Annotated in this window: 15 protein-coding genes; all 15 read left to right on the forward strand. The window is 39.8% G+C overall.

What is annotated here, in order from left to right:
• Positions 1–225: 225 nt before the first annotated feature.
• The 15 genes from trmFO to ACIQXQ_RS06795 all read left to right on the forward strand — a co-directional run bounded on the left by trmFO (position 226) and on the right by ACIQXQ_RS06795 (position 14,836).
• The gene (trmFO, locus tag ACIQXQ_RS06725; protein ID WP_402956293.1) at positions 226–1,548 is read left to right on the forward strand and encodes an FADH(2)-oxidizing methylenetetrahydrofolate--tRNA-(uracil(54)-C(5))-methyltransferase TrmFO; all 1,323 of its coding nucleotides are present in this window, start codon (positions 226–228) and stop codon (positions 1,546–1,548) included.
• A 60-nt stretch (positions 1,549–1,608) separates the two neighbouring features.
• Complete coding sequence (gene xerC, locus ACIQXQ_RS06730) at positions 1,609–2,511, forward strand: tyrosine recombinase XerC (protein ID WP_402868315.1); 903 nt, start codon at positions 1,609–1,611, stop codon at positions 2,509–2,511.
• A 20-nt stretch (positions 2,512–2,531) separates the two neighbouring features.
• On the forward strand, positions 2,532–3,059 hold the full coding sequence (gene hslV, locus ACIQXQ_RS06735; RefSeq protein WP_402868317.1) for an HslVU peptidase proteolytic subunit: 528 nt from the start codon (positions 2,532–2,534) through the stop codon (positions 3,057–3,059).
• Between the two features lie 13 nt (positions 3,060–3,072).
• The gene (hslU, locus tag ACIQXQ_RS06740; protein ID WP_402868319.1) at positions 3,073–4,482 is read left to right on the forward strand and encodes an ATP-dependent protease ATPase subunit HslU; all 1,410 of its coding nucleotides are present in this window, start codon (positions 3,073–3,075) and stop codon (positions 4,480–4,482) included.
• A gap of 107 nt (positions 4,483–4,589) precedes the next feature.
• Complete coding sequence (gene codY, locus ACIQXQ_RS06745; RefSeq protein ID WP_402868321.1) at positions 4,590–5,369, forward strand: GTP-sensing pleiotropic transcriptional regulator CodY; 780 nt, start codon at positions 4,590–4,592, stop codon at positions 5,367–5,369.
• Positions 5,370–6,352: 983 nt separating this feature from the next.
• On the forward strand, positions 6,353–6,748 hold the full coding sequence (gene flgB, locus ACIQXQ_RS06750; RefSeq protein ID WP_402956295.1) for a flagellar basal body rod protein FlgB: 396 nt from the start codon (positions 6,353–6,355) through the stop codon (positions 6,746–6,748).
• Positions 6,748–7,206, forward strand: a complete 459-nt coding sequence (gene flgC / locus ACIQXQ_RS06755) for a flagellar basal body rod protein FlgC (RefSeq protein ID WP_402956297.1) — start codon at positions 6,748–6,750, stop codon at positions 7,204–7,206. Before flgB ends, flgC begins: the two co-directional genes overlap by 1 nt.
• A 23-nt stretch (positions 7,207–7,229) precedes the next feature.
• The gene (gene fliE, locus ACIQXQ_RS06760; RefSeq protein WP_402956299.1) at positions 7,230–7,538 is read left to right on the forward strand and encodes a flagellar hook-basal body complex protein FliE; all 309 of its coding nucleotides are present in this window, start codon (positions 7,230–7,232) and stop codon (positions 7,536–7,538) included.
• A gap of 92 nt (positions 7,539–7,630) precedes the next feature.
• Positions 7,631–9,232: a flagellar basal-body MS-ring/collar protein FliF gene (fliF, locus tag ACIQXQ_RS06765; RefSeq protein ID WP_402956301.1), complete on the forward strand. Its 1,602-nt coding sequence runs from the start codon at positions 7,631–7,633 to the stop codon at positions 9,230–9,232.
• Positions 9,233–9,244: 12 nt separating this feature from the next.
• A complete protein-coding gene (gene fliG / locus ACIQXQ_RS06770; RefSeq protein WP_402956303.1) occupies positions 9,245–10,264 on the forward strand; it encodes a flagellar motor switch protein FliG in 1,020 nt (339 codons plus the stop codon).
• Positions 10,257–11,018 (forward strand): flagellar assembly protein FliH, encoded by a 762-nt coding sequence (gene fliH, locus ACIQXQ_RS06775; protein WP_402956305.1) that lies wholly within the window; start codon positions 10,257–10,259, stop codon positions 11,016–11,018. The genes fliG and fliH overlap by 8 nt, the downstream gene beginning before the upstream one ends.
• A gap of 2 nt (positions 11,019–11,020) precedes the next feature.
• Complete coding sequence (gene fliI / locus ACIQXQ_RS06780) at positions 11,021–12,340, forward strand: flagellar protein export ATPase FliI (RefSeq protein WP_402956307.1); 1,320 nt, start codon at positions 11,021–11,023, stop codon at positions 12,338–12,340.
• 2 nt (positions 12,341–12,342) lie between these two features.
• Positions 12,343–12,786, forward strand: a complete 444-nt coding sequence (fliJ, locus tag ACIQXQ_RS06785; protein WP_402868333.1) for a flagellar export protein FliJ — start codon at positions 12,343–12,345, stop codon at positions 12,784–12,786.
• An 8-nt stretch (positions 12,787–12,794) separates the two neighbouring features.
• On the forward strand, positions 12,795–13,412 hold the full coding sequence (locus tag ACIQXQ_RS06790; protein WP_402956309.1) for a MotE family protein: 618 nt from the start codon (positions 12,795–12,797) through the stop codon (positions 13,410–13,412).
• A gap of 26 nt (positions 13,413–13,438) precedes the next feature.
• Positions 13,439–14,836 (forward strand): flagellar hook-length control protein FliK, encoded by a 1,398-nt coding sequence (locus ACIQXQ_RS06795; protein ID WP_402956311.1) that lies wholly within the window; start codon positions 13,439–13,441, stop codon positions 14,834–14,836.
• The last annotated feature ends 1 nt before the right edge of the window (position 14,837 follow it).

Genomic DNA, 14,837 nt, shown 5'->3' on the forward strand with positions numbered 1-14,837 from the left:
AAATTCAGTGGACAAGTGCCTTCATTTAAAGTTATAATTCCTCTTTGTGTCCAGTTATTGTTTCTGTAAGAACACGACTTAAGGCATTTATCCAAATAGACATACTTAAAAAGTGCATCAGCAGGAATGTGCAAGATGGGGTATACATATAAACATATCGTTAAAATGAAGATTTTGTAAAAAACAATTTTGATGATAAATCTTCCTGTTTTATCATATCTATACATGGAGGTTCGAAATATGAAAGAAGCAAAAGTAAGTGTAATTGGTGCTGGGCTTGCAGGAAGTGAAGCTGCTTGGCAATTAGCTAAAAGAGGAATAAAAGTTGATTTGTACGAAATGCGTCCGGTTAAGCAAACGCCTGCACACCATACCGATAAATTCGCTGAACTTGTTTGTTCCAATTCACTTCGGGCAAATACGTTAACAAATGCTGTAGGTGTTTTAAAAGAAGAGATGCGAACATTGGATTCCGTTATTATTTCCGCAGCAGATACTTGTGCTGTTCCTGCTGGTGGTGCATTAGCCGTCGATCGTCACGAATTTGCTGACCTTGTAACGGAGAGGGTGAAAAATCATCCAAATGTGACCGTGTTCCATGAAGAAGTGACAGAGATTCCTGAGGGTCCAACCGTCATAGCTACGGGTCCATTGACTAGCCAATCTTTATCGGATAGCTTGAAGCAAATTATGGATGAAGAATATTTATATTTCTATGATGCTGCAGCTCCAATTCTTGAAAAAGAAAGCATCAATATGGATAAAGTCTATTTAAAGTCCCGCTATGATAAAGGGGAAGCTGCTTACTTGAACTGTCCGATGACCGAAGAAGAATTCGATCGGTTTTATGAAGCGCTGATTTCTGCAGAAACTGTTCCACTTAAGGAATTTGAAAAAGAAATCTTCTTCGAAGGGTGCATGCCAATAGAAGTAATGGCATCTCGTGGGAAAAAGACGATGCTATTCGGACCGTTGAAGCCGGTTGGATTGGAAGATCCAAAAACGGGTACACGACCATTTGCTGTCGTTCAACTTCGTCAAGATGATGCAGCTGGAACCCTTTATAACATTGTTGGTTTTCAGACACATTTAAAATGGGGACCTCAAAAAGAGGTACTTCAGCTGATTCCAGGATTAGAGAATGCTGAAATTGTCCGTTATGGAGTGATGCACCGCAATACATTCATCAACTCTCCGAATGTGTTAAAGCCGACCTATCAATTCAAAAACCGGGAAGATTTATTCTTTGCCGGCCAGATGACGGGTGTGGAAGGGTATGTGGAGTCTGCCGCATCAGGACTGGTCGCCGGAATTAATGCAGCAAGACTGGTTCAAGGGATGGAACCAATCGTTTTCCCTGCTGAAACGACAATGGGGAGCATGGCAAGGTATATTACGTCCACTAACGGGAAGAGCTTCCAGCCGATGAATGCGAATTTTGGTCTCCTCCCAGATTTAGAAATCAGAATCAAGTCGAAAAAGGAACGAAATGAGGCACATGCAAATCGCGCTTTAGACACAATTCAGAACTTTGTGAAAAGTTTGTAAAATTATTTGCCTGCTGTTTTAAAGTATGATACTATTTATAAGCCTTTGCGAGGTGTTTCTATGATCAATCAAAATAAGGCGTTATCTTCCTTCATTGAATATCTACAAATAGAAAAAAATAGTTCACACTACACGATTGAAAATTACAAGCGGGATATTCACGAATTTTTCTTATTCCTGAACGAACAACGGATTACCGATGTCGCGTCAGTCGAATATATGGATGTCCGGCTATATTTGACGAATTTATATGAGAAACAACTTTCAAAGAGGACTGTAGCAAGAAAAACATCTTGTTTGCGTAGTTTTTATAAATTTCTAATGAGGGAAGGGGAAGTCAAGGATAATCCTTTTTCCCTTGCATCTTTACCCAAAAAGGAACAGAGATTGCCTCGCTTTCTGTATGAGGAAGAAGTCAATCAGTTGTTTTCTTCTTTAAAGAAAGATACCCCAATTGAAATAAGAAACGTTGCATTACTGGAATTACTGTATGCTACTGGCATTCGCGTAAGTGAGTGCTGTGAAATCAAAGTACAGGATATCGATCTCTCGCTTGGAACCGTACTGATCCATGGAAAAGGGAAGAAAGATCGGTATGTCCCGGTTGGCAGTTATGCTCAGGAAGCGATAGATTTATACATACGTACAGCCAGGATGGAAATGACATCGTCTGACGCTAAGGCGCATGCTTATTTATTTGTTAACTTTCGTGGAGAACCCCTTACACCTAGGGGGGTCCGTTATATATTAAATGAATTGATTAAAAAGTCGGCCGCTGATGGAAATCTGCATCCCCATATGTTGAGGCATTCATTTGCCACTCACCTTTTAAATAACGGAGCAGATATACGTACGGTTCAGGAACTGCTTGGACATTCAAAAATTTCATCTACGCAAGTGTATACGCATGTAACAAAGGACCAATTAAAAAAAGTCTACAATGCATCACATCCGCGGGCTTAAAAGTTGAAAGGGGACACTTTATGACAACGATATTTGCAGTGCATCATAAAGGAGAATGTGCCATGTCCGGTGATGGGCAGGTTACTTTAGGGAATTCAGTAGTGATGAAGCATACGGCAAGAAAAGTGAGGAAAATCTTTAACGGGAATGTCCTGGCAGGTTTTGCAGGTTCTGTTGCAGACGCATTCACTCTTTTCGAAATGTTTGAAGCCAAGCTTGAGGAATACAATGGGAATCTTCAACGTGCAGCCGTCGAAATGGCGAAGCAATGGCGGAGTGATAATGTGCTTAGAAAGCTGGAAGCAATGTTAATTGTCATGAATAAACAAGATTTGCTTCTCGTTTCCGGTACTGGAGAAGTAATTGAACCTGACGACGGGATTCTAGCCATAGGATCTGGTGGAAATTATGCTCTAGCTGCAGGCAGGGCTTTAAAGCGTTTTTCTAGTGAAAACCTATCGGCAAGGGAAATAGCCCAATCATCTTTACAAATTGCAGCGGAAATTTGTGTATTTACAAATACGAATATAATCGTGGAAGAGTTGTAAGGAGGAGCGCACAATGTCAAAGAAAACTAATTTAACACCGAGGCAAATCGTAGAGAAACTGGATCAATATATTGTAGGACAGAGTGAAGCAAAACGTGCAGTAGCGGTTGCATTGCGTAATCGATATCGTCGTTCTTTACTCTCAGAACAACTTCGTGATGAAGTCGTTCCTAAAAACATATTAATGATTGGACCGACTGGTGTTGGGAAAACAGAAATTGCTCGGAGAATGGCTAAATTGGTTGGTGCTCCTTTTGTGAAAGTGGAAGCAACGAAATTTACGGAAGTCGGTTATGTCGGCCGTGATGTAGAATCCATGGTGCGTGATTTAGTGGAGACTTCCGTCCGCCTCGTGAAGGAAGAAAAGATGGTTAGTGTCAGAGAACGGGCAGAGGAAAATGCCAATCGCCGTTTAATTGATTTATTAGTGCCATCTAATAAAAAACAGAGCAATTTCAAAAACCCTCTCGAAGCATTTTTCGGAGGAGGAACGAATCAAGCTGAACAGGATTCGAGTGACAACTCAGAAGATTTAAGCCTTCAGCAAAAAAGAAAGCTTGTGGCCAATCAGCTGGCTAAAGGCGAGTTAGAGAATGAAATGATTACAGTTGAGGTGGAAGAACAGGCCGCATCCATGTTTGATATGCTACAAGGTTCGGGAATGGAACAAATGGGGATGAATATGCAGGATGCCTTGGGAAGCTTGATGCCCAAGAAAAATAAAAAGCGTAAATTGAAAGTAAGCGAAGCACGAGTTGTCTTGACCAATGAGGAAGCGGCAAAATTAATCGACATGGATGAAGTAACATCGGATGCTGTATACGGTGCAGAGCAAAATGGGATAATATTCATCGATGAAATTGATAAGATCGCTAGCAAACAGTCGGGAAGTTCTTCAGCGGACGTTTCAAGAGAAGGTGTACAACGGGATATCCTTCCAATTGTTGAAGGGTCTACAGTTGTAACAAAATACGGATCCGTTAAAACCGATCATGTACTCTTCATTGCAGCAGGGGCTTTCCATACGGCTAAACCCTCGGATCTTATTCCTGAGCTGCAGGGCCGTTTTCCAATCCGTGTGGAATTAAACAAATTGACCGTCGAAGACTTTGTGAAAATTTTACACGAGCCGGATAATGCTCTGTTAAAGCAATATGTAGCTTTATTAGAAACAGAAGGTATAGAAATTGAATTTTCTGACGAAGCTGTAAGTAAGATAGCAGAAGTGGCTTTCGAGGTTAATCAAAACACAGATAATATTGGGGCAAGGCGCCTTCATACAATCCTGGAGCGTCTTCTAGAGGACTTATCTTTCGAAGCTCCTGACATTACGATGGAGAAGATTACAATCACTCCTCAATATGTCGAAGATAAGCTGGGCTCGATTGCCCGTAATAAAGACTTAAGCCAGTTTATCCTTTAGAATGAACCAGCGGCAATATTCATTGCCTAAGCAAATTACATCACATTACGGAAATACAACTTCATAGTCAATTGTGAACCATGGTATTTTTAGGAGGAACAAGTCAGATGAACTTATTAGCAAAAACAAGAAAAATTAATGCAATGCTCCAAAAAGCAGCAGGAAAAGCAGTTAATTTCAAAGAAATGGCAGAAAGTTTAAGTGAAGTAATCGAAGCGAATGTATTCGTCGTTAGCCGTCGCGGAAAATTACTTGGAATCGCAGTAAGCCAACAAATCGAAAATGAACGTATGTATAAAATGTTAGAAGATAAGCAATTCCCTGAAGTGTATACAAAGAATCTATTCAACATCCAAGAAACATCTTCTAACCTCGATATTGAAAGCGAATATACAGCTTTCCCAATTGAGAATAAAGAGTTGTTTTCAAATGGCCTAACTACCATCGTTCCTATCATGGGCGGGGGAGATCGTTTAGGAACATTGATTCTTGCTCGATTACAAGATAAGTTCCATGATGACGACTTAATCTTGGCGGAGTATGGAGCCACTGTTGTTGGAATGGAAATCCTTCGTGAGAAATCAGAAGAGATTGAAGAAGAGGCACGTAGTAAAGCAGTCGTTCAAATGGCTATATCTTCACTTTCTTACAGTGAATTAGAAGCTATTGAACATATATTCGAAGAACTTAAAGGGAACGAAGGATTACTTGTTGCATCTAAAATTGCAGACAGAGTTGGTATTACTCGTTCAGTAATCGTAAATGCACTTAGAAAACTTGAAAGTGCCGGTGTTATTGAATCACGTTCATTAGGAATGAAAGGGACGTACATCAAAGTATTGAACGATAAATTCCTTAACGAGTTAGAAAAACTTAAAAATAACTAAAATTCAGCTCTAGATATAAAGCTGATAGTACCAAAGGAAAGGGTTCGGGAATTTAATTCCGGATCCTTTTTTTATCTTTAAATGTAGATGGAGAAAATTAGCATCTCGATTTCTAGCAATCTAACCAAAAAGGCACGATCTCTTAGTGGGTGAGAGATCGTGCCTTTTTGGGGTTAGGTACGAAATATAATCGTATATATAATAAATTGCACTTATTTAATATATCCTTCATCCGGTAAAACTAAGGTAGTAGTTATAAGAACATGTAGGAGGTTCAATTTATAATGAAGTTTTCCATTATAGGGTAATTGGAATCAAATTCTAATAGGCAGTATGAGGATAAAGAATCGTTTATCCAAAATACAGTATAATTTTCCTTATAAAGGGTAATTATACTGTGATAGCTATCTGAATAGACAGTCCTCTATGGTCAATAAAAGATTGTCTTCATTAATTTTAAGAATACTTTATATCTCAGGCATTTATTAATCGGAATTTCCGGGAAGTTTAATATGTGGAAAAAAGTCGAATGCTTTAATAGTTTTATATTCTTTTAAAAAAATTAGGGAGTCAGTATTTGTAAAAAATCTGATTTTTTACACGTTAATTCACCCTTTGCTGAAGCAGTATGTAGATTACCATTAAACTATTACCAATATATACCTGATGGTTTCTATACTAATTAGTTCTAAAGTATCAGGTATATGGGTTTGTGATTCTGTATGATAAATAAGTATTTAAAGATAAAAAATGGATAAAATCATAAAATAATGTAATATAACGTCACAATTGACTAGAAATTTAAATAAAAAAGCTATAAATTTGAGCAAATTGTGACATTTTTCGACTATAATAGGTCTAAAGTCTATATATTGATTATAGACATCGTTCTTGCGTTTCTTTAAAATTAAGGATATTAAGATAATGGATTTATTTATCACATAAGTTATTATTTGCTTGGATAGAAAGAGGGGAGCGACAAAATGGAGTTATTTTCAAATACCTTTCAATCACTGGAAAACGCTCTGAATTTTTCTAGTACGAAACAAAAGGTCATTTCGCAAAATATTGCTAATTCCGATACGCCGAATTATAAGGCGAAAGATGTTTCTAATACAAAGTCCTTTCGAACAGAACTTGATACGGCTATTCAATCATATCGTACCGATGACAGGCACTTTAGCTTTAAATCAAACGGCAAAGCGACTTCTTCCATTGTTACACAGAACAATGTGAATTATAACAGTAACGGGAACAGTGTGGATGTCGATAAAGAAATGACGGACCTGGCTACGAATCAAATTTATTATAATGCTGTAACGGATAGACTTTCGGGTAAATTCCAGTCATTGGAATCAGTGATTAGGGGTGGGAAGTAATGGGGATTTTTCAGAGTATTAATACGACGGGCTCAGCTTTGACTGCCCAAAGGCTTCGGATGGATGTGATTTCTGCCAATATGGCTAATGCCGATACGACTAGAGCCGAATTTGATGCGGAGTCGGGACAATGGAAACCTTATTCAAGAAAATCGGTTGTTCTGCAAAATAAGGAAGCAAGTTTTGCAAGTTTTCTAGATGCAGCAACCGGAAAAACGAACGGTACGGGTACAGGTGTAAAAGTATCAGGAATTGTTAAAGATGAAACACCATTTGAACTGGATTACAATCCAGATCACCCAGATGCAAATGAAGATGGATATGTAGAGATGCCAAACGTGGATCCACTGAGAGAAATGGTCGACTTAATGAGCGTCACTAGATCCTATGAAGCCAATGTCACTGTTTTGAATGCATCAAAGGGAATGATGATGAAGGCATTAGAAATCGGTAAATAATTTTTGATTGGAGCGTGTGCATTATGGAGGGGATTTCTCTTTCAAGCATAAGCAATATAGATAAAGCATGGAAAAGTCAGCAGACTAACACAAGTACACCATACGAAGCGCAACAAGATTTTGCGTCCGTATTAAAAGAAACTATGAATAAAGTTAACGAGGCCCAGGTATCATCGGACAGCCTTACAGCTAAGTTAGCTAACGGAGAAGACGTGGAACTTCATAATGTGATGATTGCTTCACAAAAGGCGAGCATTACGATGCAGGCTACGTTAGAGGTTCGGAATAAAGTGGTCGAAGCCTACCAGGAAATGATGAGAATGAGCATTTAACATTCATTTTAAAGACCTCATATAAAGAGAGAAAAATGGCTAGGGGGAAAATGCCTCCTCTCATAAATTCATAGACTGACCGGGGGATTTAAATGAATGATGCACTAGTGAACTTTAAAAATAAAATAACTGGTTACTGGAGTACAAGAAGTAGAAAACAAAAGATGATAATGATTGGTTCAACGGCATTAGTCATCATCATCGTCATGGTTGCCTCATTTTTCGCAACCCGAACGACATTGGTTCCGTTATATTCCAATCTGAAACCATCCGAGACGGGTAGCATAAAAGAAAATTTAGACAGTCAAGGAATAAAAAACGAGATTGCGGATAACGGTACAACCATCAAAGTACCACAAGAAAGTGTTGATACGCTCAAAGTCGAACTAGCGGCTGAGGGAATACCAGAGTCTGGTAGCATCGATTATTCATTCTTTAGCCAGGGAGCTGGATTGGGAATGACTGAAAATGAGTTTAATGTAATTAAATTGGATACGATGCAAACAGAGTTATCCAATTTAATAAAGAAAATTGATGGAGTCGAGGACGCTAGCGTCATGATTACGCTTCCTGATAAAGGAGTCTTTGTCAGCGAATCCGCCGGTGAAGCTTCAGCATCGATTGTATTGAATACGAAATCGGGCTATAAGTTCGAGGAGAGTCAAGTCAATTCCCTATATCATCTTGTTTCGAAAAGTGTTCCCAACCTTCCTACAGATAATATCGTCATCATGAATCAAGATTTTGAGTATTATGACCTTAAAAATGAAAATTCGTCATTCGGTTCTGCTTTTCAATCTCAAAATGAGATAAAAAAAGAAATAGAACGAGATATACAAAGACAAGTGCAAAATATGCTTGGAACTATTATGGGGCGGGATAAAGTGGCCGTTTCCGTTACGACCGACATTGATTTTACTCAAGAAAATCGGGAAGAGAACCTTGTGGAGCCGGTGGATGAGGAAAATATGGCTGGAATAGAAATTTCAGCCCAAAGGATCAACGAATCTTATAGCGGGGACGCAGCTGAAAATGGGGGAATTCCCCAAAGTGAAGACTCCGCGGATTCATTGGGTTCCAGTTATGTAGAAGGTACGACAGGTTCAGGCGATTATGAAAAAACAGATGAAACGATAAATAGTGAAGTGAACCGAATCAAGAAAGAAATCGTTGAAAGTCCATATAAAGTCAAGGATTTAGGCATTCAAGTCATGGTAGAACCACCTACCGCTGATGATCCGAATTCATTATCTCAACAGAGCGTGGATGATATCACACAAATCCTAAGTACGATTATCCGAACGACGATAGATAAAAAAGCGGTAGGGGAAGAACTGACAGATGATGAATTAAATCAGAAGATTGCCATTTCCGTACAACCTTTTAATGGAAAAATGAAGATCTCAGAAGAGGAGAATGCTTCCTCACTACCGATATGGGTTTATATTGTTGGTGGAGTTCTATTGCTAGTCATTATCATTCTATTAGTCTTATTCTTCCGTTCAAGACGTCAACGGGATTTGGAAGAGGAGTATTACGAGGAAGTAGAAGAGGAAGCCCAATTCGAAGTTCCTGATTTAAATAAAGAGACGGAATCGGAGGCCTCTTTAAAAAGGAAACAGCTTGAAAAATTGGCTAAAGAGAAGCCAGATGAATTCGCAAAATTATTAAGAAGCTGGATAGCAGAAGATTAGGAGGCCATGCAAGTGATAGATCGAAAGAAAAAGGGTGGATTGACAGGTAAACAAAAGGCGGCAATCCTCCTTATCTCCTTAGGCCCGGATGTTTCTGCATCCGTATATAAGCATCTTTCAGAAGAAGAAATCGAGAGGCTGACTCTGGAGATTTCAGGAGTTAGAAGTGTCGACTCGCACGATAAGGAAGAGATTTTAGAGGAATTTCATAACATCGCTTTAGCACAGGATTATATTTCGCAAGGTGGGATAGGATACGCGAAGCAGGTTTTGGAAAAGGCGTTAGGCACCGATCAAGCTGCGGCCATCATTAACCGTTTAACTTCATCCCTGCAAGTTCGGCCTTTCGACTTTGCTCGTAAAGCAGACCCAGGGCAAATATTGAACTTTATTCAAAACGAGCACCCTCAGACGATTGCCCTGATTTTATCTTATCTTGATCCAACACAGGCCGGACAAATTTTATCAGAACTGCCTCAAGAAGTGCAGGCAGACATTGCAAGAAGGATTGCTTTGATGGATAGCACTTCGCCAGAGATTATTAATGAAGTGGAACAGATATTAGAAAGAAAACTTTCTGCAACCGTTACCCAGGACTATACACAAACCGGTGGTGTCGAAGCTGTGGTAGATGTCCTGAACGGAGTCGATCGTTCCACGGAACGAACCATTTTGGATGCTCTTGAAATTCAAGACCCTGAACTTGCAGAAGAAATCAAGAAGAGGATGTTTGTCTTTGAAGATATCGTGACCCTTGATGGTAGAGCCATTCAACGCGTGGTTCGGGAATCTGATAATGAAGATCTTAAACTTGCACTTAAAGTGGCAAGTGAGGAAGTGAAAGACATTGTATTCCGCAATATGTCCAAACGGATGGTCGAAACCTTTGAGGAAGAAATGGAATATATGGGACCTGTTCGTCTACGTGATGTAGAAGAAGCACAATCAAGAATCGTTGCTGTCATTCGCCGCCTTGAAGAAACTGGTGAAATTGTAATCGCCCGTGGCGGAGGGGATGATATTATTGTCTAGAATTATTAAATCTCATCAGGCGAAGGAAGATGAAAGTAACAAATTCACGATTAAAATCCGGCAATTTGATGTCCAGGTAACAGAAAATGATGAGGGGCAAGTCACCAATCACTTCCCACCTAATGAATTTCTTAATCAAACCATACAAGAAGCGGATGCCATATTAATAGAAGCAAAGCAGCAAGCCGAAACGATTGTCGAAGAAATTCAACAAGCAAAGGATTATTGGGAGAAAGAGGAAAAAAGAATATACATTGAACAAGCACAAAAAGAAGGATACCAACAGGGCATTGAGGATGGACTTCAAAAGGGCTATAACGAGATGGCCGGGGACATCGCTTTTGCTAAAGAAGTGGTGGAGGCATCAAAAGTTGATTATCAGCAGCATCTTGAATCCTCTGAATCAGTCATTCTAGATATAGCATTGAACGTAGCCAAAAAAATCATCGGACAGCAATTGGAGGCTAAGGAAGAAACATTCTTATCTCTCGTTAAGGGAGCGATTAAAGAAGCAAGGGAATACCGGGAAGTTCAGCTGCACATTCATCCGTCCAGATACCAATCGATTCTTTCTCACAAGGATGAACTGATTTCGATTTTTCCAAAAGAAACGGAATTATATATTTATCCTGATGATGAATTGGATGAAGGCAGCTGTATCATAGAGTCGGAGAATGGAAGAATTGATGCAAGTGTCGATAGTCAACTACTAGAAATTAAGGAAAAACTATCCGAACTGTTGGAAGGGGAGTAAAGATGAAAGCGAGAGACCTCATACCCTATATTGATGAAGTCGATACATTTAAACACTATGGCCGAGTCAAGCGTGTCGTAGGGTTGATGATTGAATCTCAAGGCCCTGAAAGCTCTGTTGGAGACGTTTGCTATATCTATACCGGTGTTCAAAAAAAGAAAAAACCGATACTGGCTGAAGTCGTCGGTTTCCGCGATGAAATGGTTATTCTCATGCCATTTACAGCTGTGAGTGATATTTCACCAGGGTGCATCGTCGAAGGAAGTGGGCGTAGCCTTGAGATAAAAGTGGGAAGCGGATTGATTGGCCAGGTTGTCGATCCTCTGGGTTTTCCCATCGATCATTCCCTGCTTCCGAAGGGACTAGCTACGGTACCAGTCGATCAAGATCCTCCCAATCCTATGGAAAGACCACCGATTGATGAACCGATTGATGTTGGTGTCAGGGTGATAGATAGTCTACTAACAGTCGGAAAAGGGCAACGTGTCGGGATTTTCGCTGGGAGTGGAGTAGGGAAAAGTACATTGCTAGGCATGGTGGCCAGGAATACGACAGCTGACTTAAATGTTATTGGACTTGTTGGGGAACGTGGTCGGGAGGTTCGGGAGTTCATTGAGAAGGATCTTGGTCCAGAGGGATTGGCTCGTTCCATTGTGGTGGTGGCAACTTCCGATCAGCCAGCGTTGATGCGGATTAAAGGAGCAATGACAGCAACTGCAATTGCAGAATACTTTCGGGATAAGGGATTGAATGTAATGTTGATGATGGACTCTGTCACAAGGGTGGCGATGGCCCAAAGGGAAATCGGACTAGCTGTCGGTGAGCCACCTACGACAAAAGGGTATACACCATCGGTATTCGCCATTCTTCCAAGACTTTTAGAAAGAACGGGAACAAATCAACTAGGATCTATCACAGCCTTTTATACAGTTCTTGTTGATGGAGACGATATGAATGAACCAATTGCCGATGCAGTCAGGGGAATATTGGACGGGCATTTCATCTTAGACCGTAATTTGGCTAACAAGGGCCAGTATCCCGCGCTTAATGTTTTAAAGAGCATCAGCCGAGTCATGAATAACATCGTTGGAGAAAGACACAAAAAGTCGGCAGAAGAACTACGTGCAAACTTATCTACTTATATGGATTCGGAAGATTTAATTAATATAGGAGCTTATAAAAGGGGATCTTCGAAGGAAATAGATAATTCCATAAAGCGCTACCCGGAAATCATTTCATTTTTAAAGCAGGGCACTCATGAAAAGGCGCCTAAAGATATAAGTATAGGAAACCTTGTAGATTTGATGGAAAGAGGTGAGTAGCTATGATTTATCAATATAAGTTCGAAAAGATCCTTACCATAAAAGAAAAAGAAAAAAGAGATGCACTATCTAAATATAATACAGCGCTGAAAAAGTTTGAAGAAGTGGCTGGAAAACTATATAAGTTCTTGAAGAAAAAAGAGGACTTACTGGCATTTCAAGAGGAAAGGTTGAGAAATGGTTTGTCCATTCAAGAAATTCGCCATCACCAGCTGTTTATGGACAATCTTGAAAAGCTCATAAGTCTTAGCCAGGAGGAAGTCATAGAAGCTCGTTATAAAATGAATGTCCTGCAAGAAGTATTAATGGAAAGAAATATTGAAGTGAAGAAGTACGAGAAAATGAAAGAAAACGATTTTCATAAATTCTTGGATATCATCAAGGAAGATGAGAATAGACAAATGGATGAAATATCTATCAGGCAATTCTTAAGTAAAGGGCGTTAGGTGATAGAATGCGTAAAAAAGAAGAACCAACTGGATTGGATGAATTGGAAGAAAGTAAAATAAGTAAATTTCAATGGTTTCTTGTCATCTTTATCCCTTTGATTTTTGCGGTGACTGTTGCATTGATCGTTTTTACTGTAGCCGGTGTGAATGTCATGGAAAAGGCTAAGGAGCTATCAGGGAAAATCCCCTTAATTGAACTATTTGAAAAAGATGATGAAAAAGTAAAACCTGCACAAGAGATTGGTAAGGATTCAAAAAGATTGGCTAGACTAGAGACTGAAATTAAAGACAAGGAAAAAGAGATAAAGAAACTGGAAAGCATCATTGACACCCGTGATCAAGCGGTCGAAAAGGCTGAGGCAGAAAAACAGCAACTGCAAACTCAATTGAATCAGCTTAAAGAAAGCCAGGATGGGAGTAAACGGGCATTCAAGGACATCATACGCACATATGAAACGATGGCTCCTAAAAAATCAGCGCCAATCATTACGGAGATGAACGATGAAGATGCCGTGAAAATCTTGGCAAGTATGAAAGCTGATACATTAGCGAAGGTCTTGGAGCAGATGCCTACCGCAGATGCTGTCAGATTAACGAAGAAACTAACAGAGTCTAGTACGTAAGTCGCATGAAAGGAGGTGATTTAAACGTGAATTCGGCCATTAATTCGATGCTACCTTTGGCATCAGTGAATAAAAAAGTACAACCCAACCAGAGCCAAGGATCAAATGCCCAGTTTGGATCCGCCCTTCAATCCGCATTGACTGTAGAGACAGATTTGGACAAGACGTTGGATGCAGAATCTATCACTCTTTCGGAGGAAAAACTCACAACACTAAAGGATTTGGTGGATTTCTTGAAACAATCCAATTTAAGTGATCTTGAAGGGGGAGTAGCAGCTGAGGACTTGTTAATAAACGAGTCGTCAGGTTCGGGAGAGTTACTTTTACAGCTACTGCAAATTCTTAACGGTGATGACAAAACTAGTCTAGAGAGATTTTTTACAAGTATCGAAGAACTTGATTTAGATAGTGACCAGGAAGAGATGGCACTCGACGCTCAAAGTCTTCTCGGTGCTAATGTCATGGACCTATATACAATCCTTAAACAGTTTGCATCGTTAAGTGAAGATGAGTGGAAACAGCTCCCAATAGAGGGAACGGCAAACCTTTTAAAGCTAGTGAAAGTTCAGGAACTTCTATCAGAAACTAAAGATATGACACAGGACGAAGCATCCATCCAGAAGCAAATGAAGAACGTGCTTGATGGAATAACCGGAAAGCTTGAAAAATGGGTGTCCAATGAGCAACAGAAAAAAAGTGGAGATCTTGATTTTTCAGTTCTAGTGGACAAAGGGCAGAATAAATCTCTCGAAACGGTGAGGAATGCATTCTCTCGGATGGTAGGGGCTGATAAAGAAGGAAACAAGCAAGGTCTGGGTTTGCCAATACAGATTGTAAAGTCAGCTCACTTTAAGCTCACTCTAACGAAAAGTGGAAATTCAGGAACGCTTAGCAATGAAAAGGTTTTAAATGAAGCTATTAACCAAGGTGCAAGTGTACAGGGGCAAATCACAAAACTGGAACAGCTGGTTATGACAGCTTCCAAAGATGGACAGACGGTTAGTCAAGAGGAATTCGTCAAGCGATTTGAATCCATCCTGAACAAATCAAATTTCTCAGGAACGAATGGCGTCAATAAGCTGTTAATCAGACTGAATCCTGAACACCTTGGTTCACTTAGAATTGAATTGATCCAAAAAGATGGTCTGATGACAGCAAGAATCTTAGCCACTACAGCACAAGCAAAGGATATGCTGGAGAAACAGGTTCAAGGTTTAAAGCAAGCCTTTAGTGGTCAGAACATCCAAATTGAAAAAATTGAAATAGCACAGAGCTTTAACTCTTTCAATTCAGAGAAATTCAGCCAGAAAGATGCAGAGGACCAAAGCAGACAACACCAAGAAAGCAAGCAGGAAAGTAAAGAAGAATCAGAAAGTGAATTTATAGGTTCATTTGCTGAAGCCCTGTTAAATCTAGAAGTGTAGG

Origin of the sequence: Peribacillus sp. NPDC097198, from assembly GCF_044762055.1 — a bacterium.
Classification (GTDB): domain Bacteria; phylum Bacillota; class Bacilli; order Bacillales; family DSM-1321; genus Peribacillus.